Origin of the sequence: Brevundimonas sp. Root1279 (genome assembly GCF_001425945.1) — a bacterium.
Lineage (GTDB): Bacteria > Pseudomonadota > Alphaproteobacteria > Caulobacterales > Caulobacteraceae > Brevundimonas.
On sequence record NZ_LMEB01000005.1, the window covers coordinates 61,672 to 80,210 of the forward strand.

The window sequence follows — 18,539 nt, forward strand, 5'->3', positions numbered from 1 at the left end:
TAATCACTAATCGCTGTGCGGGCGCCGACCGTTGACAGCGCGCTCAGCCGGCCACCTTCGTCACGTCCCCGGCCTTGCTCAGCTGGCCGCCGAATTCGGGGGCGTAGGCGGGGGCGAGGAGGGAGCGGAAGACGGTGGCCGGGATGGCGATCTCATAGGCGCCCTCGACACGGGGCCCGACGCGGTAGGGGTCGATCAGGAAGACCAGGCCCGCCGCCTTGCCCGGCGTCGTGCCGGCGGCGAGGACGAAGGGCGTCTCGGCGGCGCGCGGGCAGGCCCAGGGCTTGCCGTCGAAGGTGATCGAGGCGCTGTCCGGCACGCGGGCGCGCTTGGCGGTGTTGACCGCCGAGCACAGGGCCTGGTCCAGGGCGGTCAGATCGGCGCCCTTGTTGAACAGGTCGGCCAGGCCGATCTGCCGCTTCATGGCTTTGTCCCACAGGAGGCCGCTGGTCAGGGTGTTGGGATTGGCGCCGCCCGAGAAGTCGAAGGCCGTGCGCTTGAGGCTGAGCAGCTTGCCGGTTTCGGCGGCGGCGACGACGGTGATGGTGTTCTCATAGGGCGGCAGCTCATCCTCGCCGCCGGCCTCGGTGCGCTCGCCCTGGGCCCCCTCGACGAACTGGCGAAGCTTGCGCACCTCCTCGGCGTATAGGCGGGCGTGCAGGTCGGGCTGGGACTTCACGGCGTCGGGCAGGGTCAGTTTGACGTTGGCCCAGGGCGTCTTGGATTCGTAGGACAGATTGGACCCGGCGTCCGGCAGGGTGACCGCGGCGGCCGTGTCGGCCGGGGCCGCCGGCTCTGCATCCTTCTCGCGGTCGCGGTTGCAGGCGGCGAGCGAAGCGACCGCAGTGGTCAGGAGCAGCAGGCGGAGGGCGGCATTCATGCGTGGGTCCTTCAGAGCGGAAGCTGTAGCGAGCCGAGAATGATGGCGAGAAGCAGGATCAGGCCGGCGTCGCGATTGGATTTGAACAGGCGCAGCGCCAGAGCGCCGTCGTCGGGTTTGAGACGGCGGAACTGCCAGCGGAAATGCAGGGCGTAGGCGGCCATGCCGACCCAGAACAGCGGCCCCAGACCGGCCGTGAGGCCGGCCGCGGCGGCGAACACCAGGCTGATCAGATAGAAGCCGGCGACGCCGTTGCGGACGTTCGGGCCGAGGCGGCGGGCGGACGACTTCACCCCGACCATGGCGTCGTCCTCGATGTCCTGCAGGGCGTAGACCGTGTCGTAGCCGAGGGTCCAGAACACGCCGCCGAGGTAGAGGAGGAGGGCGGGGAGGAAGAGACTGAGGCTGGGCGAGACGTAGTAGGTGTCGTGCAGCGAATAGTCGCCGACGGCCTGCCCGACCATGGGCAGCAGGGGGCCGGACGGCGCGGCGACCATGCCGTTCGCCACCAGGGCTGCGCCGCTGGCGGCCGCCGCGAAGCCCATCAGGGCGCCCCAGTTGAAGGTCAAGCCGAGCCAGGCCTGCGGCCACCAGGTGATCCGCTTCATAAAGGGGTAGGCGGCGACGAGGGCCAGCGACAGCACGCCGAGGAAGACGGCGGTCCAGTTCAGGGTCAGCAGGATCAGCAGGCTGACGAGGCTGCAGCCGATCACGAAGGCCATGGCCTTCTTGACGCTGATGCGGCCCGAGGCGATCGGGCGGTCGGCGGTGCGCGCCACCTGCCGATCGATCTTGCGGTCGACGATGTCGTTGAAGGCGCAGCCCGCGGCGCGCATCAAACAGGCGCCGATGGCGAACCCGATGAACAGCCAGGCGTCATAGGCGTCCGGAAGCTTGCGGAACTGCGCCAGCGCCAGGGCAATGCCCTGCCAACCGGGGATGAGGAGCAGCCAGATGCCGACGGGCCGGTCGAAGCGCCCGAGCTTGAGCCAGGGCTTCAGCGCCTCCGGCGCATGACGGTCCACCCAGTTCGATCCGGCGTCGGGAAGCGGGGCGGAGATCATGGCGAAGGTTGTAGGCGGGATGGGCTAGGCGGTCGAGACGTTGCCTGCGGCTTGTCGTCCCCGATCTCCCCTGCCTTCGCCGGGGTCGTCGGGGATGACAAGCGCACGCGTTCGCCGTCTAGCCCTGCGGCCTACCCACCACAGCATCGACCGAGTTGGTGGTCACCGGGTGATAGCCCGGGCGGGCCTGGGCGTAGATGCGAGTGGCGATCGGGCGGCCCCAGTCGCCTTCGGCCCAGAGGCTGGTGAACAGCGGCAGGACGAATTTGCGCCGGCCTTGGGTGGTCAGGAAATGCTCGAGCGTCGGCACGGCCGGCTCGTAGCGGTGCTGCACCGCGATCTGCAGCCAGGCGTAGACCAGCTCGGCGTTGCCCTCGTTGCGCAGGTTCAGGGTCGATTCCAGGTCGGCGAGCTGGGCCCCGGTCAGCCAGTCGGCGCCGGCGGCGCGGCCTTCCGGACGCCAGGCCAGGAAGCGCTGGCGCTCCTGGGTCGACCAGCCGGCCCACGGGATGGCCGAGGCCGGGCCCTTGTCGGCGAAGAAGGCCTTGGCGGCGGCGTCGACCGGGACGAAGGCGTTCGACACCGGCGGCTGCCAGTTCGACGGCATGCCCGGCTGGTAGATCCAGGCGTCCATCATCAGCTGCTGCTCCAGGGCGGCGTCGCCCTTGATCAGGTGGGTGCGGATGTCTTCGAGGAAGCGTTCCGTGGTCATCGGCCGGAAGGCGTTGCGCTCGAAATAGCCCTTGAGCCAGACGTCGAATTTCTCGCGGCCGACGGTGCGCTCGATGGTGCGCAGGAAGGCGGCGCCCTTTTCGTAGGCGATGTCGGTCAGGCCCTCGTCGGGGTCGCGGCCGGTCAGGTCGAGTTTGAGGCGCGTATCTTCCGGCGGCAGGTCGGCGAGGGTCGCCTGCAGGTCGCCCCAGCCGAGCGACTGGAGCATCAGGGCGCGGTCACGCCCGTACAGCTGCTCCATGATCCGGTTCTCGAAATAGACGGTGAAGCCCTCGTTGAGCCAGAAGTCGGCCCAGGTGGCGTTGGTCACCAGATTGCCCGACCAGGAGTGGGCCAGTTCGTGGGCGACCAGCGACACCAGCGAGCGGTCGCCGGCGATGATGGTCGGGGTGGCGAAGGTCAGGCGCGGGTTCTCCATGCCGCCGAACGGGAAGGACGGCGGCAGGACCAGCAGGTCGTAGCGGCCCCAGCGGTAGGGGCCGTACAGCTGCTCCGCCACGTCGACCATCTCGGCGGTGGGGACCAGTTCGTCGTGGGCGGCGTGCAGCTTCGAGGGCTCCGTCCAGACGCCGGTGCGCTCGTCGATGGCCTGGAAGGCGACGTCGCCGACGCCCAGGGCGATCAGATACGGCGGCACCGGATTGGTCATCTGGAAGCGCCAGGCGGTCTGGCCCGGACCGGCGCTCTCGCCCGTTTCCGTCAGGCCCTCGGCGCTCATCACCACCTTGAGGTCGGACGGGGCGGTGATGCGGGCGTTCCAGGTCTGGCGGATGCCCGGACTGTCCTGGGTCGGCACCCAGGTGCGGGTCAGGATCGCCTGCCCCTGGCTGAACAGATAGGGCTTCTGGCCGCCGGCGGTCTGGGCCGGGGTCAGCCACTGCAGGGCGGCGGCGTCCGGGCGGGTGGCGTAGCGGATGACGATGCGGCGCTGTTCGGCGGCGGCGAGGGCCGGGAACTGGATCGTCAGCGGCTGGCCGAGGATCGGATCGTTCTGGCCGAGCGTGAACTGAAGCGCGTTGCCGCGCACGTCGGTGACGGCCTGGATGTCGAGGTTTCGCGCGTCGAGGACGATCTCGGTTGCGCCCGGCTGGCCGGTGATGTCGAGAGCCGCCGTGCCCGCCAGGGTCTTGGCGTTGAAGTCGGCCGTGAGGTCGAGGGCGACATGCTCGACGCGGGCGATCTCGGGTCGGGCGTAGGAGTGGATGTCGCGCACGTATTCGACCGGGGCGGGCGCCTGGGCGGCGGGCGTCTGGTCAATCGTAGAGGGGGTCATGGAGGCGCATCCTCCGAGGGCGATGGCGAGGGCGAAGGCGGAAACCAGGCCGGTCGTGCGGATCATCTGTGCGTCCTTGTGCGATGTCCGGCGGACAACGCCCGTAGACGGGCCAAAGATCAACCCCTCAGACGCCTCCGGGGGTCCCTCCCGCCGCGACGGGCGGCAGGTGCTTCGCCTTGAACAGGCGGCCGCGCTCGGCGATCAGCACGAAGGTCAGGGCGGTCAGGCCCATGACGGTGACGCCGATCGCCATGGGCGCGGCGGTGCCGTCGAACTGCTGGCCGATCAGGAAGCCGAGGGTCGAGCCGATGGTGGTGGAGACGAAACCCTGGGCCGAGGAGGCGGTGCCGGCGATATGGCCCATCGGCTCCATGGCCATGGCTCCGAAATTGCCGGCGATGAAGCCGAAGCAGAACATGGTGAGGCCCTGCAGCAGGGCGAAGGTCCAGATGGTCTCCAGCCCGGCCAGGGCGACGGCCGCATGGGCCGCGCCGGCGGCGATGAAGCCGAACAGGGCGGCGTGCGAGATCAGCCGCGAGCCGAGCCGCTCAACCAGCCGGGCGTTGAGCAGGGAGGCCACGGCGATGCCGCCGGCGACCATGGCGAAGACGGTGGTGAACAGCTCCGGCGCCTTGAAGACATCGTAGAAGATCTGCTGGCTGGAGTTGATGAAGCCGAACAGGGCGCCGGTGATGGCTGTCGAGGCGAGGGTGTAGCCGATCGACTGGCGGTTGGTCAGCGCCTCCTTGAAGGCCGCGCCGATGCGTCCGACCTGGATCGGCATGCGATCCTCGGCGTGCAGGGTCTCGGGCAGGCGGATCGCCGCCCAGATCATGAAGGCGCCGCCGGCCACGGCCAGGGCGACGAAGATCCACGGCCACGGGGCGACGGTCAGGATGGCCTGGCCGAGGGTCGGGGCCAGGATGGGGATGCCGAGGAAGACCAGGAAGCTGAGCGACATGACCCGCGCCATGGTCCGGCCGCTGTAGCGGTCGCGCACGATGGAGACCGCCAGCACCCGCAGGGCCGCCGCGCCGACGCCGGTGCCGACGCGGGCGGCGATCAGCAGCTCGAACGTCGGGGCGAAGGCGGCCAGGACGCTGAACAGCACATAGAGGCTGAGGCCGATCATGAGCACCGGCTTGCGGCCGTAGCGATCGGCCAGCGGGCCATAGATGACCTGGGTCACGCCGAAGCCGAGCAGATAGGCGGTGATGACCCACTGGCGGCTGTTCTCCGTCACGACGCCCAGCGCGTCGCCGATGGCGGGCAGGGCCGGCAGCATGGAGTCGATGGCCAGGGCGTTGAGCGCCATCATCATGGCGATCAGGGCGACGAACTCGGGGAAGCCCGGTCCCTTCGCCTTCTCGCCGGTCGGAGGAGCGGCGGGCGAGGGCGAGGCGAGGTCAGTCATCGGGGCCAGATGCGAACGGTGGAGGCGAACTGCAACCGTCGAGGGGTGAAAAAGCTGCGTTGCGGCGGGCCGTGCTGAACTTCCGGCGTTTCTCGCGAACTGAACCCGCTTGGCCCCCTCCCGGGTGCGTGTCAGGCTCCTCGAAACGCGGGAGAGCGAACCATGCTGAGACTTATCCTCGGGATCGTGGCGGGCGTCGTTCTGGCGGGCGTGCTGGTCGGGGTGTTCGAGACGCTCGGGCACGCGCTGTATCCGCCGCCCGCGGGCATCGACCTTACCGACCCGGCGCAGCTGGCGGCGGTGATGGAGCGGATTCCCCTGGCGGCCAAGCTGTGGGTCGTCGGCGCTTGGGGCCTGGCGGCCTATATCGCTGGCCTGGTGGCGGCCATGGTGTCGAAGCGCACCTGGACGCCCTGGATCATCGCCGGCGTGGTGGCGGCGGCCGCGGTGACGACGGTGCTGATGATCGTGCACCCGACGTGGATGAACGTCGCCGCAGTGGCGGCGCCGGCGCTGGCCGGCTGGCTGGCGGTCCTGACGGCGAGGCGTATAATCGCTCAATGAGCGATTTTCCCGTCACCATCTTCCACAATCCCGCCTGCGGCACCTCGCGCAATGTGCTGGAGATGATCCGCGACGCGGGCCATGAGCCGACCGTGGTCGAGTATTTGAAGGCCGGCTGGACCCCCGAAGGTCTGAAGGCCCTGCTGGACGAGGCCGGGCTCAAGCCGCACGAGGCCCTGCGCACGCGCGGCGACCTGGCCAACGAGTTGGGCCTGCTCAAGGACGGGGTGGCCGAGGCGGCCATTCTGGAGGCGATGATCGAGCATCCGGCCCTGGTCGAGCGGCCGCTGGTGAAGACGCCCAAGGGCGCGGTGCTGGCCCGCCCGAAGGAGCGGGTGCTGCACATCCTCTGAGCCCTCTAGTGGGCCAGCCCCTCCTTGCCGAGGAGGGGACCGGCGGCGAGGATCGCCTGGCTGCGGTTGTTGACGCCCAGCTTCTTGAAGATGGCTGAAACGTGCTGCTTCACCGTGCCCTCGGTGAGGTCCATTTCGGCCGCGATCTGCTTGTTTAGCTTGCCGTCGGCGACAGCGCGCAGCACGCGCAGCTGGGCGGGGGACAGGCTGATCACCCGGCGATGGACCTCGGCCGCGTGGCGGTCGATGGGGTCCGCCTGCTCCGGGAACAGGGTCTCGCCGCGCATCAGCGCGCCGACGGCGTTGACCAGGGTCTCGACCGCCATCGCCTTGCTGAGATAGCCGCGCACCCCGAAGGCCCGGGCCATGGAGATCGAATGGGCGTCGGTCCGGGCCGAGAGGATGGCGATGGCCGCGGCGGGCAATATCTGCTGCAGGCGCAACAGGGCGCTGAAGCCTTCGGCGTCGGGCAGCATCAGGTCGAGAAGCACCACCTTGATCTCGGCCCCGTGACGCAGGGCATAGGTCTCGGCCTCCGAAGCGGAGGCGACGCGGCCGACGTCCAGGTGGGCGTAGGCGTCGCGAATGGCGGTCTCCAGCATCTCGGCCACCAACGGGTGGTCATCGACGATCAGAACTTTCCAACGCACGCCACGCTCCCGTTCGACGGAACGGGCGCGAACGCCGGCTCCATGGTCAAGCAAGGTCTGACGGGTGGATCGGGTTCCCACACTCAACCGGAGCCAAATATCGCTCCGACCGTATAACTTTAGTTCGATTTGCCGCTTTGCAGCGGGTCGAGCGGTGGACTTCACCCGGCCAGACGGGGTTTTGGGCCTCAACGCAGCCCAATACCCCCGGAGATTTCGAATGACCAACCGTCTGTTCGCCGCCGCCGCCGCCCTCGCCGTCGTCGCCTTCGCGGCTCCGGCGCTGGCCCAGTCCTCGGTTTCGACCACCGGCCAGGGCTCGATCACCGTGATCCGTCCGCTGACGGTCACCAAGAACGCCGACCTGAAGCTGGGCACCGTGGTGCGTCCGACGACCGGTTCGGGCACCGTGGCGGTGAGCGCCGCGGGCGTCCGCAGCGTCACCGGCGGCGTGGTCGGCCTGAGCTCCGGCGACACCCCGCAGGCGGCCCAGTTCACCGTCGACGGCGAAGGCGGCCAGTCGGTCTCGGTCACCGTCCCGGCGACCTTCACCATGGCCAACGGTTCGGACACCCTGACCGTGACCACCAACAACAACCTGAGCGGCTCGGCCGCGGCCCAGACCCTGAGCAACGCCGGCGGCGCCGCCGGTTCGCTGAGCTTCAAGGTCGGCGGCACGGTGCCGGTCGCCTCGAACGCCCCGACCGGCGTCTACACGGGAACCTTCACGGTCTCGGCGGCCTACAACTAAGCCCGTATTCGAGGGCCGCCCGTCCAGTCGTCGCCGACGGCCAGACGGGCGGCTTTTCGCTGTTCAGTTCCTAGTACGCATTCCTGTTACGGTGAGGCCCGCCATGCTTAAGCGCTTCGGACTTCTGCTCCTCGCCTTCGGCCTCGTGGCGGGACCCGTGCAGGCCCAGGTGGGCGCCGACCTGAACATCTCGCCCAAGCGAGTGGTGTTCGGCCCCGGCGAGCGCAGCGCCACTGTCTATGTCTTCAACCAGGGCGACGATGAAGCGACCTATACGGTCGAACTGGTCGACCGGGTCATGCTGCCGGACGGCCAGATCCTGCCGGCGGCGGATCGCCCCGACATCGCCGTCGCCACCGCCTCCGACCTGGTCCAGCACACGCCGCGCCGGGTCACCCTGGGCCCGCGACAGAGCCAGGCCATCCGCGTCCGCGCCCGGCCCGCCGGCGCCGACGGTCGCGAGTATCGCACCCACCTGACCGTCACCGCCCTGCCGCCCGAGACGAGCGGCTTCACCGCCGAACAGGCCGCCGCCGCCGGTCAGGGCGAGGTCGCCCTGCAGGTGGTCGCCCTGTTCAGCGTCAGCATCCCGGTCATCGTCCGCGACGGAACCCCGGACGCCCGCGCCGGGCTCGCCAACCTGGCCATCGAATCCCTCGAGGGCGGCCAGGCGCTGGCGCTCGACATCGAGCGCCTCGGCGCAAACTCCGTGTACGGAGATATTGAGGTGCGCGTCGGCGATGACCCGGCCGGCCCGGTGCTGACCGCCGTGCGGGGCGTGGCCGTCTATCCTGAGATCGAACGTCGCCGCGTCGTCGCGGCCCTGCCTCAGCCGCTGCAACGCGGCCAGGTCGTCACGGTCACCTACCGGGACGATGACGCGCGCCCGGGCGAGGTGCTGGCGACGGCGCAACTCGTCGCTCCGTGAAATCCCGGCCGGTCGTCGCCCTGATGGCCGCCCTCGGCTGCGCGCTCTCCGCGGCCGCGCCTTCGGCCGCCCAGGAGCAGGCGGTGGTGCGCAACCTCGTCATCGCCGCCGACCCCGTCCCCTTCAGCGCCGACGACCTGTTGTGGATGGAAGTCCGCTCGGGCGGTTACCAGCTGGCCGAGTCGGTGAACGTCTATTCGTCGCGCGCCGGGGTGTTCGTGCCGGTGGGCGAGTTCTCCCGGGTGCTCGATCTGGCCATCGGCGTCTTCCCGTCGCAGCGCCGGGCCGAGGGCTGGGTCCTGTCGCCCGACCGCGAAGTGACCATCGACCTGGCCGCGGGCCGGGCGACCATCGCCGGCCGGGCCATCGCCATCGGCCCCGATCAAGCCGCCATCTACGGCGACGACCTGTACCTGCGCACCGATATCGTCGAGCAGTTGCTGCCGGTCCGCCTGTCGGCGGACGCCAGCGCCCAGGTGCTGGAGCTGACCCCGACCGAGCCCCTGCCGTTTCAGCAACGGCTCGAGCGCGAGCAGCGCCAGGTCCAGCTGGGCGCCGGGCCGGCGGGCGAGACGGCGGTGCGCCTGGACACGCCCTATGCGCTGTTCACCGCCCCGTCCTTCGACATCAACATCGGCGGTCTGCTGGCGCGCAACGGCGTCGACCAGGCGGGTCGCTACGACATCCGCGCCGCCGGCGACCTGCTCTATTCGGGCATGGAGGCCTATGTCGGCTCGGACGACGACGGGCGGGTCAACGATGTGCGAGTGATGCTGTCGCGCAAGGACGCCGACGGTCGTGCGCTCGGGCCGCTGGGCGGCACCCGGGCCGGGATCGGCGACGTCTTCACCCCCTCGCTGGCGATCGGCGCGGCGAGCTTCGCCGGGCGCGGCGTCTTCTACACCTCGGCCCCGCTGGAGAGCCTGGATATCGGGACGCCGCTGGACCTGCGCGGCGAGCTTCCGGTCGGCGAGGAGGTCGAGCTCTACGTCAACGAGGTGCTGCGCGGCTCGCAGGTGACGGCGGTGCAGGGGCGTTACCAGTTTCTCGACGTGCCGCTCGCCTACGGGCTGAACACCATCCGTCTGGTCTTCTACGGGGCGCACGGCGAGACCCGCGAAGTGGTGCGGCGGATCAATTTCGGCAGCGGCCAGATCGAGGCCGGCAAGGTCGTGCTTCGTCTCGGCGCGGTCCAACAGGGTCGCACCGTGTTCGACGTGGGCGACGTCCCGTTCGGTCAGGACGACGCCGGTCGTTTGGTGGCGGCGCTGGACTATGGCCTCACCCCTGGGCTGACCGTCAGCGCCGGGGCGGCCTTCTACACGCCACTGGGACAAGACGCGCGCAGCCTGGGGACGTTCGGGCTGCGAGGCTCGCTCGGTCCCGTAGCGACCCAGGCGGATGTCGCCTTCGACAACGATGGCGGCCAGGGGGTCAGCCTGGGACTTGCGGCCCGGCCGTTGGGTGTCTCGTTGGTGGGACGACACTCCGAATATCGCGGCGGCTTCGTCGACGAGACGCGGCAGCTCGGTGTCACAGACCTGGCCCCTCTGCGTCGGGCGACTGACTTCCGGGCGGACGGCCAGTTTGAACTGAAGGGCGGGCTGACCGTGCCGGTGTCGCTGAACCTGCGTCGGCTGGAGCGGATGGACGACAGCCGGCTGATCGACGGCGAACTGCGCGCCTCGGCGCCGCTCGGCCCATTCTACGCCTCGAGCAGCATCGTCTGGGAGGACGAGACCCGCGCCGACGGAAGCGGGCTCAACCGGTGGGCCGGTTCGACCGACTTCACCACCCTGGTGTCCACGCGGCTGCAGCTGCGCGGCGGCCTGGCCTATCAGATTTCGCCGGACCCGCGCGTCGACAGCGCCTACGCCACCGCCGACTGGCAGTTGACCGAGACCCAGGCCCTGCGCCTCGGCGTGGTGCGCACCCTCGGGCCTGAGCAGCAGACCAGTCTGCAGGGCTCGCACCTGTGGCGGGCGGACCGCTTCGATCTGGCCCTGAACGCCAGTTACGAGGTCGAGGGCGGCGACTGGCGGCTGGGGGTCCAACTGGGCTTCGGCTTCGGCTTCGATCCCTCGGCGCGGCGCTATCGGATGGTGCGGCCCGGCGTGGCTTCCGGCGGCTCGGTGGCGGTCAACGCCTGGGCGGACGAGAACGGGGACGGCGTGCGCCAGGCGGACGAGGCCGGCGTGGCCAAGATCGTGGTGGACGCCCCGACCACCGCCCTGACCACCGACGCAGACGGCCACGCCTTCGCCACCGGCCTGGGCGACGGCGCCTTCGCCCGCGTTCGGCTGAACGCCGAGGGCATCGAGGATCCGTTCCTGGTCGGCGGGCCCGCGGTGATCGAGGTCGAACCGCGACCCGGTCGGACGGCGGTGATCGACTATCCGATGCAGCGCGCGGCCGAGGTGGAACTGCCGGTGCGACTGCAGCGCTCAGACGGCGAGCCGCGCGCCCTGGCGGCGGTCAATGTGGAGCTGGTTCCCGAACGCGGCGGCGAGGTCCTGACCGGCCGCAGCGACCACGCCGGCGTGCTGTTCCTGGAGGGCGTCCGGCCGGGCGCCTACACCGTTCGGCTGCAGGCCGAGCAGGCCCGGGCGCTGGGCATGACCCTGGCCCAGCCCGTTCGTCTGGTCGTGCCCGCCGCGGGCGGCTTCGTCCGCGGAGACGCCGTCCTGGTGACTATCGAAACCCGAGAGGCCCAGTGATGAGAAATTGGTTCGCCGCCCTGGCTCTGCTGATCGGCGCTGCGGCCCTCCCGGGCGTCGCCGCTGCGCAGCTGTCGGTGACGCGGTCGCCGTCCCTGGCGCCGGTGCTGGGGGACACCATCCGCGGCACGGCGGCGACGACCTTCAGCGTGTCGACCACCGGGGCGGTGACGCGCACCTCGGGCAACGCCATCCGCATGTCCACCGGCTCGGTGCGGGCGCCGACGATCACGCTCGGGTGCACAAACAATTCCAACAACTGCCGGACTCGGGACATCCGCGTCACCATCCTGCCGATCAACTCGGGGTCCGCCACCGTCACCCGGCTGCGGGTCAGCGCCCTGACCAACGGCGGGCGGTTCGAAAGCGGCTCCACCCCGGGGGAGGCGGCGATCCTCCAGTTCGACATCAAGGCCCTGGGCTCGAGGACGACCAGCTTCGACCTGGGCATGGACGTGCGCCTGGCCGCCAACGCCGCGGCGGGTGACCACGAGTTCGATTATCTGGTAGTGGCTGAACTGCAGTGACCCGGTTCCTTTCCCTTTTCGCCGTCGTGGCGGTGCTCGCGGCCCCGTCCAGCGTGCTGGCCCAATCCGCCCGCGGCTCCGCGACCCTGACCGTCGAGTCGCCTTTGACCGTGGCTCCGACCGCGCCGGTGCGGCTGAAGGCCCTGACCACCGCCGACGCGCCGGCTGTCGAGGGGCCGGCCGTTCTGGCCGACGCTCCGACCGTGGTCATGGTCGGCGGCGATCCGAACCGGGTCTATCGCGTGCGCATCCCCAACGCCTCGGCCAGCGGCCAGCAGGCCGTGCGCATCATCAGCGACAACGCCGGCGACGTCTCCGACTCCGGGGTCGGCCGGTTGGACGCGCAAGGCCGCGACCGGCTGCACATCACGGGCTACACCGGGGTGCTGACCGAGGTGCAGGGTCGCCCCAGTATTCCGCTGAGCATCGTCTACGAGTGACGCCCTAAGGCCCGCTCGATGCGGGCGGCGAGGGCGAGGATTTCCTCCCGCGACGGCGGATTGCGCTCGGCGAAACGGCGATCAAGCGCGCCGGCCGCGTCGCCCAGATCTTCGAATCCGAACATTCCGGCCGAGCCGGCCAGGCCATGCACGATCCGCTCGGCGTCCGGACGGCCGCGATCACCGGCGGCCGCGGCGTCCCGCAGACGCTGCGCGTCGTCGATCGTCCGTTCACGGAACTTCGTCCTGAGCGGCGCCAGCGGATCCGGCTTCACTGGCGGCTTCCCCGGAGCAGGTCGCGCACCTGACCGGCGAGCGTCAGGGGATCGAAGGGCTTGGTGATGACGCCGATCGAGCCGAGCGACAGATAGTGGGCGACCTCTTCGCCCTGGGTGCGCGCGGTCATGAAGATCACCGGCGTCGTCTCCAATCCGTCCAGCCGTCGCAACTGGTCGAGGGTCCCGGGGCCGTCGAGGCGGGGCATCATGACGTCGAGCAGGATGACGTCGGGACGCAGGCCGCCGCGCAGCAGGTCGAGCGCCGCCTCGCCCGAATGGGCGCTGCTGAGCGTGACGGCGGAGTCCAGCTCCAGCGCCATGGAGACCACCTCGCGGATGTCATCCTCGTCATCGACGTGCAGCAGCGAGAGGGGGCCGGTCATGCGGAGGTCCTTTCCTTGCGGGTGAGCCGCCGGACGGTGCGGGCGAGGGTGGCCAGCGAGGTCTTGGACTTGACCAGAACGGCCTCCACCCCGTCGTAGAGGGCGATGTCGGTGTCGCGGGCCGAGTAGATGACCACCGGCACCGGCGAGCCGTCGGCGCCGTGCAGGTCGGCGAGCAGTTCGATCCCCGATCCGTCGGGCAGGCCGAGGTCGAGGATGACCAGGTCGGGGCGGCGCTGCTTCAACTCGGCGCGGGCGGCGGCGAGCGAGCCGACGGGAATGATCTCCGCCGTGTCGCTGAGGGCCGATGCGGTCAGGCGCTGAATGTCGAGGTCGTCCTCGACCAGCAGGAGGCGTGGGCGGCGCTGGTCGAGGCGGGCCAGGATGGCGGCGACGGCGCTGCGCAGACGCTCTTGTTCGAACGGCTTCTCGAGCCAGTCGAGCACCTCGAGGGAGTAGCCGCGGGCGCGGCCGCGCGCGACGTCGCCGGAGACGACGACGACGGGCAGGTCCCGGGTCGCGGGCTGCGCGCGCAGGGCGCGGATCAGGCCGATTCCGTCGGCGTCCGGCAGTTGCAGGTCGACGAGGACGGCGGCGTAGTCGCCGGTGCGGGCGGCGGACAGGCCCTGGCGCGCGGTCGCGGCGACGTCGGCGCGGAAGCCATCCTCGTCCAGCATGGTGCGCAGCACTTCGGCGGCGTCGTGGTCGTCCTCGACGATCAGAAGGCGAGGGCCGTCGGCGGTCTGGCCGTCGTGCTCGGTCTCGAGCGGCAGGTCGAGGTGGAAGGTGGCGCCGTCGCCGACATCGGACTCGAACCAGAGGCGGCCGCCGTGGCGCTCGGCGATCTCGCGCGCGATCGCCAGGCCCAGACCGGTGCCGCCCCTGGCCCGGGTGTCCGAGCCGTCGGCCTGGGCGAATTTGGAGAAGATACGGGCGCGGAACTCCTCGGGGACGCCGGGCCCGCGGTCGCGCACGCTGAGGCGGGCGATGCGGTTGGCGGGCTCGACGACGACCGTGACCTCGCCGTTCTCGGGCGAGAATTTGACCGCGTTCGACAGCAGGTTGACGACCACCTGTATCAGCCGGTCGGAGTCGCCGCGCACCGGCGCCGGTATGCCGTCGAGCAGGGTCAGTCGGGCGCCCAAGCCGTCGGCCATGCCGCGAACGCTCTCGATCGACTGGGCGGCGACGTCGCGCAGGTCGAGCGGCTCCATCTCCAGCAGTATCTGGCCGGACTCGATCTTCTCGATGTCGAGGATGTCGTTGATCAGCCGCACGAGCCGCTGGCTGTTGGCCTGGGCGATGCCGATCAGGCGGGCGGCCTTCTCGGGCAGGACGCCCGCGGCGCCGCCGGCCAGCAGGCCCAGAGAGCCGGCGATGGAGGTCAGGGGCGTGCGGAGTTCGTGGCTGACGGTGGAGACGAACTGGGTCTTCATCTCCTCGACCCGGCGGCGCTCGGAGACGTCGCGCACGGCGGCCATGATGCACTGGCCGTCGACCAGGGCGACGGGGCTGGCCGAGATGTCGGCCGGGAAGGTGGTGCCGTCGCGCCGCTTGCCGGTGATCTGGCCGGCCAAGCGGGCGTCGAGCTGGCCGCGCCGATCGCGAAAGCGTTCGAGCACCGCCGGATCGCCGGGCCCGTCGGGATCGATGAGGACGCCGATGTCGCGCCCGGTCATCTGGGCCGCGGTCCAGCCGAACATGGTCTCGGCGGCCGGATTGACGCGGTCGATCAACCCCGACTGGGTCAAAACCATCAGGGCGTCCTGGCTGCCGTCAAACAGGGCGTTGTGGCGGCGGGCTTCCGCCGTCGAGGTCTCGACCAGGCGGTTGCGCATCTGGATCGAGCGCCAGATGACGAAGGCAGAGGCCAGCAGGACGGCCGAGAAGACCAGCATCAGGGCGCGGATGAAGCGATCGCCGTCGCGCGAGCGGGCCACCTCGGAGTCGCGGGAGGCGGCGAAACTCTGGGCTTCGTAGGCGATCATCTGATCGACCAGGCGGCGGATGTCGTCCATGGCCGCCTTGCCCCCCGGCGGTATCGGGTTCGGCGCGCCGACGTTGCGGATCCCCCAAGCGAGGTTCGCCTTCTTGCGGTCGAGGGTGTCGCGCAACTGGGCCAGATCGCGCGTCTGGGTGGCGTCGCGCGCGAGCAGGACGGTGAGGCGACCGAGTTGCGGATCGAGCTGGCGCAGGGCGAGGTGATAGGCCTCGAGGTAGGCCGGGTCGCGGCTGAGCAGATAGCCGCGCTGACCGATCTCGGCGTCCTGGATCAGGGAGAAGACCCGCATGATCTGGGTCTGTTCGTAGTGCGACTGCTCCTGTAGCGCCTCGAGCTGCCGTTCCCGGGCGAGCTCGCGCATCAGGGCGGTGCTGATGAAGGCGACGAGCAGGGCGGTCATCACTGCGGCAAGGCCGACGACCCAATAGGCGCCGGTGCGCCGGACGCGGGCCGGACTCGGTCGCTCGGCGCGTGGATCGTCAGTCGGCGGTCCATCCCGGTTCATGGAAGGGCGAACGCCAGCGGAGGCGGAGGGTTCATCGCGCCGCGGCGCCGCTCCCGCTCGTGGGGGGCGAGAAGCCGGGTGGGAAATTGTCCCACGGATAACCGGCGCGGGCGCGGCTGCGACCGAGCTCGAACAGGGCGGTCATGTAGACAGGGTCGAACTCGGCGGTCTTGGGGGTGGTGAAGTCTGCGGGGATGTAGGCGAGGTTGTAGTCGATCCCGTCGCGCTTGGCCGTGAGGTAGATCTGGCTGAGGTCGCCGATCCCTTGGGTCTGGATCAGCGAGGAGACCGCGCGGTTGGCGATGCTGAGGGTGCGGCGGTCGACGCTGGCCCAGTCGGGGTCGAGGCGGGCGTTGCGGATGATGTAGAGGCGCCGCACCCGGTCGGCGTTGGCCTCGCTGGCGAGATCCCGGAGATGGAGCGTCGGCGGGTACATGAAGACCTGCCGCGTCGCGCCGCCGTCGACGTGCATCTCCTGATAGCTGACGCCGTCGACGGTGACGTCGATCATCACCGGCGGGAACGCGCCGGGAATGGCGGCCGAGGCGAGCACCACCTTGCGGAACAGGGTCAGGGCGCGCGGGTCCTGGCTGGAGGCGATGGCGCCCATGTTCCAGTAGACCGGCTCGCGCGAGTCCAGGTTGGTGGTGCCGATGATCAGCAGCCGGCCCTTGGCGTATTCGGCGGCGACGGCGTCGAGCAATTCGCGAGTGACATAGCGGTCGAGCATTTCGGCCATCGGCGCCGTGTCGGCCATGGCGTCGTTCCACAGGGCGGCGGTGAAGTTGCGCTGACGGAAGATGTCCTGGTCGGAGACCTGGGTGTAGGTCTCGTGCAGGATCGGGTCGTATGGCGAGCCCAGGAAGGCGAACGGCGCGATCAGGGCCCCGGTCGAGATGCCGGTGACCAGCTTGAACTCCGGGCGCCGGCCCGACTCGGTCCACCCCGTCAGCAGGCCGGCGCCGAAGGCTCCATCGCCGCCGCCGCCCGAGATGGTCAGGAAGTCGGACGGGGGCAGGGGGCCGGTCTGGCCCATTCGGCGGCGCCAATCGAGCTCGCGCTGATAGGAGGCCTGGGCCATCGCCACGAAGGGCGCGGGGTCGCGATCGGGGAAGAAGCGGGCGTCGACGATCCCGGGGTCGGCCCGGGCGGTCAGGGCGCTGGGCACGGCGGGTACGCGCTGGGGCGTCGCGCAGGCGGCGACCGCCAGCTGCAGCCCCACGGCGAGCGCGACGAGGAGGCGGGCGGGCAGATTCCGGAACGGCATGGGACCCTCGCGCAACTCGACCGATCGCGCGCAACTTGCAGCCGCGCCGTGGGGCTGCCCATCAGGTGGAACCCTTAAGGCGACGCCCGGCAGTCCTGTCACGATCGGGCCGGAGTCCACTTTCAGGCGGCGGCGACGGGCAGGCCGCGCGCGTTCACGCGGCGTCGGGACCGCTCTCTTCGGTGCGAGCCACGAGGTTGCGGACGGTGTCTTCCATCTCTTCCACCAGCTCCTCGACGGCGTCGCCGGGCATTCCGAGGGCGTTCGCCTTGACCCGATGCTCGGCGCGCATGGCGACGTACTGGGCTTCCCGCTGGTCGGGTGGGAGGGCGAGGATCTCTTGTGCGCGTCGCCCGGCCAGGGCCAGCAGTTGGTCGTGAACGCTCATTGTTCCGCCTCCACCCGACGCCGGATCGCGGCGTCCTCCGAACGCCCGGATTAGCCTCGCAGACCGGGTCGCGGAAATGGGGTGAAACCCGGAACCGCCCGCTTACGGCGCCTGCCGGCCCGCCTCGCTGGCCGCCAGATCACGGCCGTAGTGGGCGCGGACGACCCAGAAGGCCAGGGCGGCCGGGAGGCTGATCAGCGGGATGAGCTGGAAGGCGGCGTCCAGTCCCATCCGATCGGCCAGGGCTCCGGTGACCAGCGGGCCGGGGGCGAGGCCCAGCAGATTGTTGGCCAGGGTCAGGGCGGCGAAGGCGGCGCCGTGGACGGCGGGATGAGTCAGGTTGGCGACCATGGCCCCTGAAGGGCCGGTGGTTCCGGCGGCGACGAACAGACCGGCGGCGATGACCAGCAGCTGGGCCGATCCGGACGGCATGCGGAAGGCGACGGACAGCAGTCCGCAGCACAGCAGGCACAGGGTGATGGCCAGTGTCGCCTTGCGCGGTTTGAAGTGGCGGCTCAGGCGGTCGCTGATCATGCCCCACAGGACCATGCCGGTTCCGCTGACCAGCACCAGGCCGGCGGCCGTGACGGCGGCCTTGTCGGGCGCCATGGCGTGGTAGCGGTTCAGGTAGCTGGGCATCCAGACGATCATGGCGCCGCTGATGAACAGCTGCAGGCCGCTGCCGACATAGGCGCTGACCACCGAGCGAGTGGCGACGAGGCTGCCCAGGCTCTTGAGATAGCTCGGCCGCGGCTCGGAACCCGCCGCCGGCTTGCCGCCGCCGATCCGCGACTGACGGACGACGAACGGGTAGATGATGGCCAGGACCAGGCCGAACGCCGCCATGACGGCGAAGGCGGCGCGCCAGCCGAACTGGGCGGCGAAGATTCCGCCGACGGCCATGCCCAGCACCGAGCCCGCCATGCCGCCGGCCATGAAGGCGCCGGTCAGGGTGGCGCGCATGTGCACCGGGAAGACGCTGATCACCACCGCGATGCCGACGCTGCCGTAGGCCGCCTCGCCGAGGCCGACGAAGAAGCGCGCCAGCAGCATCTGGTCGAACGATTGGGCCAGGGCGCAGCCCAGGGTAGCCAGGCTCCACAGCACCGCCATGGCGACGATGCTGCGAACGCGGCCGATCCATTCGGCCAGCAGGGACAGCGGGAAGGTGAGCAGGCCGACCATCAGCGCCACGATGCCGCTGAGCGAGCCGAGCTGGGTGTCGGTCAGCGCCCACTCCGCCTTGAGCAGCGGGAAGACCGCGTTGAGCACCTGCCGCGACATGTAGTCGGAGATCAGCAGGCCGAAGGTCAGGGCGAAGACCACCCAGGCGTAGCGCAGCGACACCCTTGCGATGGGGGATTGCGCCTCAGCAGTGACGGTTTGCGTCGCCATGGTTCAGTGTCCGCTCCTGACGGTC

Annotated in this window: 18 protein-coding genes; 7 read left to right on the forward strand and 11 right to left on the reverse strand. The window is 70.3% G+C overall.

Annotation, left to right across the window (positions count from 1 at the left end; genetic code table 11):
• Positions 1-43 precede the first annotated feature (43 nt).
• The 4 genes from ASC65_RS06295 to ASC65_RS06310 form a co-directional block, all read right to left on the reverse strand.
• On the reverse strand, positions 44-880 hold the full coding sequence (locus ASC65_RS06295) for a DUF3298 and DUF4163 domain-containing protein (protein ID WP_056450686.1): 837 nt from the start codon (positions 878-880) through the stop codon (positions 44-46).
• 11 nt (positions 881-891) lie between these two features.
• Complete coding sequence (locus tag ASC65_RS06300) at positions 892-1,944, reverse strand: UbiA family prenyltransferase (protein ID WP_056450688.1); 1,053 nt, start codon at positions 1,942-1,944, stop codon at positions 892-894.
• Between the two features lie 118 nt (positions 1,945-2,062).
• The gene (locus tag ASC65_RS06305; protein ID WP_056450691.1) at positions 2,063-4,015 is read right to left on the reverse strand and encodes a M1 family metallopeptidase; all 1,953 of its coding nucleotides are present in this window, start codon (positions 4,013-4,015) and stop codon (positions 2,063-2,065) included.
• Positions 4,016-4,076: 61 nt separating this feature from the next.
• Complete coding sequence (locus ASC65_RS06310) at positions 4,077-5,366, reverse strand: multidrug effflux MFS transporter (protein WP_056450694.1); 1,290 nt, start codon at positions 5,364-5,366, stop codon at positions 4,077-4,079.
• A gap of 162 nt (positions 5,367-5,528) precedes the next feature.
• Here ASC65_RS06310 and ASC65_RS06315 point away from each other — a divergent pair, with 162 nt between their 5' ends.
• Positions 5,529-5,930, forward strand: a complete 402-nt coding sequence (locus ASC65_RS06315) for a hypothetical protein (RefSeq protein ID WP_056450697.1) — start codon at positions 5,529-5,531, stop codon at positions 5,928-5,930.
• Entirely contained in the window at positions 5,927-6,283 is a 357-nt protein-coding gene (gene arsC, locus ASC65_RS06320; RefSeq protein ID WP_056450701.1) for an arsenate reductase (glutaredoxin), read from the forward strand. The genes ASC65_RS06315 and arsC overlap by 4 nt, the downstream gene beginning before the upstream one ends.
• Positions 6,284-6,288: 5 nt before the next feature.
• Here arsC and ASC65_RS06325 read toward each other — a convergent pair whose 3' ends face one another.
• Positions 6,289-6,933, reverse strand: coding sequence for a LuxR C-terminal-related transcriptional regulator (locus tag ASC65_RS06325; RefSeq protein ID WP_056450704.1), 645 nt, complete (start codon positions 6,931-6,933; stop codon positions 6,289-6,291).
• Between the two features lie 220 nt (positions 6,934-7,153).
• Between ASC65_RS06325 and ASC65_RS06330 the strand changes: the two genes are divergently transcribed.
• The 5 genes from ASC65_RS06330 (at position 7,154) to ASC65_RS06350 (ending at position 12,296) form a co-directional block, all read left to right on the forward strand.
• Positions 7,154-7,684, forward strand: coding sequence for a DUF4402 domain-containing protein (locus tag ASC65_RS06330; RefSeq protein ID WP_056450706.1), 531 nt, complete (start codon positions 7,154-7,156; stop codon positions 7,682-7,684).
• Between the two features lie 103 nt (positions 7,685-7,787).
• Positions 7,788-8,612, forward strand: coding sequence for a fimbria/pilus periplasmic chaperone (locus ASC65_RS06335; protein WP_056450707.1), 825 nt, complete (start codon positions 7,788-7,790; stop codon positions 8,610-8,612).
• Positions 8,609-11,329: a hypothetical protein gene (locus ASC65_RS06340; protein ID WP_056450710.1), complete on the forward strand. Its 2,721-nt coding sequence runs from the start codon at positions 8,609-8,611 to the stop codon at positions 11,327-11,329. The genes ASC65_RS06335 and ASC65_RS06340 overlap by 4 nt, the downstream gene beginning before the upstream one ends.
• Positions 11,329-11,856, forward strand: coding sequence for a hypothetical protein (locus ASC65_RS06345; protein ID WP_056450716.1), 528 nt, complete (start codon positions 11,329-11,331; stop codon positions 11,854-11,856). The genes ASC65_RS06340 and ASC65_RS06345 overlap by 1 nt, the downstream gene beginning before the upstream one ends.
• 26 nt (positions 11,857-11,882) lie before the next feature.
• Positions 11,883-12,296 carry a hypothetical protein gene (locus ASC65_RS06350; protein ID WP_156459579.1) on the forward strand — a complete coding sequence of 138 codons (414 nt, stop codon included), beginning with the start codon at positions 11,883-11,885 and terminating at the stop codon, positions 12,294-12,296.
• Here the strand turns inward: ASC65_RS06350 and ASC65_RS06355 are convergent.
• From ASC65_RS06355 to ASC65_RS06380, 6 genes are all read right to left on the reverse strand, one after another.
• Positions 12,287-12,571 (reverse strand): Hpt domain-containing protein, encoded by a 285-nt coding sequence (locus tag ASC65_RS06355; protein ID WP_056450722.1) that lies wholly within the window; start codon positions 12,569-12,571, stop codon positions 12,287-12,289. The genes ASC65_RS06350 and ASC65_RS06355 overlap by 10 nt on opposite strands.
• On the reverse strand, positions 12,568-12,957 hold the full coding sequence (locus ASC65_RS06360; RefSeq protein ID WP_056450724.1) for a response regulator: 390 nt from the start codon (positions 12,955-12,957) through the stop codon (positions 12,568-12,570). Before ASC65_RS06360 ends, ASC65_RS06355 begins: the two co-directional genes overlap by 4 nt.
• Entirely contained in the window at positions 12,954-15,359 is a 2,406-nt protein-coding gene (locus ASC65_RS06365) for a response regulator (RefSeq protein WP_162245660.1), read from the reverse strand. Before ASC65_RS06365 ends, ASC65_RS06360 begins: the two co-directional genes overlap by 4 nt.
• A 136-nt stretch (positions 15,360-15,495) precedes the next feature.
• Positions 15,496-16,731 (reverse strand): patatin-like phospholipase family protein, encoded by a 1,236-nt coding sequence (locus ASC65_RS06370; RefSeq protein ID WP_056450728.1) that lies wholly within the window; start codon positions 16,729-16,731, stop codon positions 15,496-15,498.
• A 154-nt stretch (positions 16,732-16,885) separates the two neighbouring features.
• Entirely contained in the window at positions 16,886-17,119 is a 234-nt protein-coding gene (locus ASC65_RS06375; RefSeq protein ID WP_056450729.1) for a hypothetical protein, read from the reverse strand.
• Between the two features lie 102 nt (positions 17,120-17,221).
• A complete protein-coding gene (locus ASC65_RS06380; protein WP_056450730.1) occupies positions 17,222-18,514 on the reverse strand; it encodes an MFS transporter in 1,293 nt (430 codons plus the stop codon).
• Between the last annotated feature and the right edge of the window lie 25 nt (positions 18,515-18,539).

Excerpts from the sequence above, each read along its gene's own strand:
- ASC65_RS06335 (WP_056450707.1), top strand. The coding sequence starts at position 7,788 with ATGCTTAAGCGCTTCGGACTTCTGCTCCTCGCCTTCGGCCTCGTGGCG.
- ASC65_RS06370 (WP_056450728.1), bottom strand. The coding sequence starts at position 16,731 with ATGCCGTTCCGGAATCTGCCCGCCCGCCTCCTCGTCGCGCTCGCCGTG.
- ASC65_RS06360 (WP_056450724.1), bottom strand. The coding sequence starts at position 12,957 with ATGACCGGCCCCCTCTCGCTGCTGCACGTCGATGACGAGGATGACATC.
- ASC65_RS06305 (WP_056450691.1), bottom strand. The coding sequence starts at position 4,015 with ATGATCCGCACGACCGGCCTGGTTTCCGCCTTCGCCCTCGCCATCGCC.
- arsC (WP_056450701.1), top strand. The coding sequence starts at position 5,927 with ATGAGCGATTTTCCCGTCACCATCTTCCACAATCCCGCCTGCGGCACC.
- ASC65_RS06300 (WP_056450688.1), bottom strand. The coding sequence starts at position 1,944 with ATGATCTCCGCCCCGCTTCCCGACGCCGGATCGAACTGGGTGGACCGT.
- ASC65_RS06310 (WP_056450694.1), bottom strand. The coding sequence starts at position 5,366 with ATGACTGACCTCGCCTCGCCCTCGCCCGCCGCTCCTCCGACCGGCGAG.
- ASC65_RS06345 (WP_056450716.1), top strand. The coding sequence starts at position 11,329 with ATGAGAAATTGGTTCGCCGCCCTGGCTCTGCTGATCGGCGCTGCGGCC.
- ASC65_RS06315 (WP_056450697.1), top strand. The coding sequence starts at position 5,529 with ATGCTGAGACTTATCCTCGGGATCGTGGCGGGCGTCGTTCTGGCGGGC.
- ASC65_RS06365 (WP_162245660.1), bottom strand. The coding sequence starts at position 15,359 with ATGACCGCCCTGCTCGTCGCCTTCATCAGCACCGCCCTGATGCGCGAG.
- ASC65_RS06380 (WP_056450730.1), bottom strand. The coding sequence starts at position 18,514 with ATGGCGACGCAAACCGTCACTGCTGAGGCGCAATCCCCCATCGCAAGG.
- ASC65_RS06375 (WP_056450729.1), bottom strand. The coding sequence starts at position 17,119 with ATGAGCGTTCACGACCAACTGCTGGCCCTGGCCGGGCGACGCGCACAA.
- ASC65_RS06295 (WP_056450686.1), bottom strand. The coding sequence starts at position 880 with ATGAATGCCGCCCTCCGCCTGCTGCTCCTGACCACTGCGGTCGCTTCG.
- ASC65_RS06330 (WP_056450706.1), top strand. The coding sequence starts at position 7,154 with ATGACCAACCGTCTGTTCGCCGCCGCCGCCGCCCTCGCCGTCGTCGCC.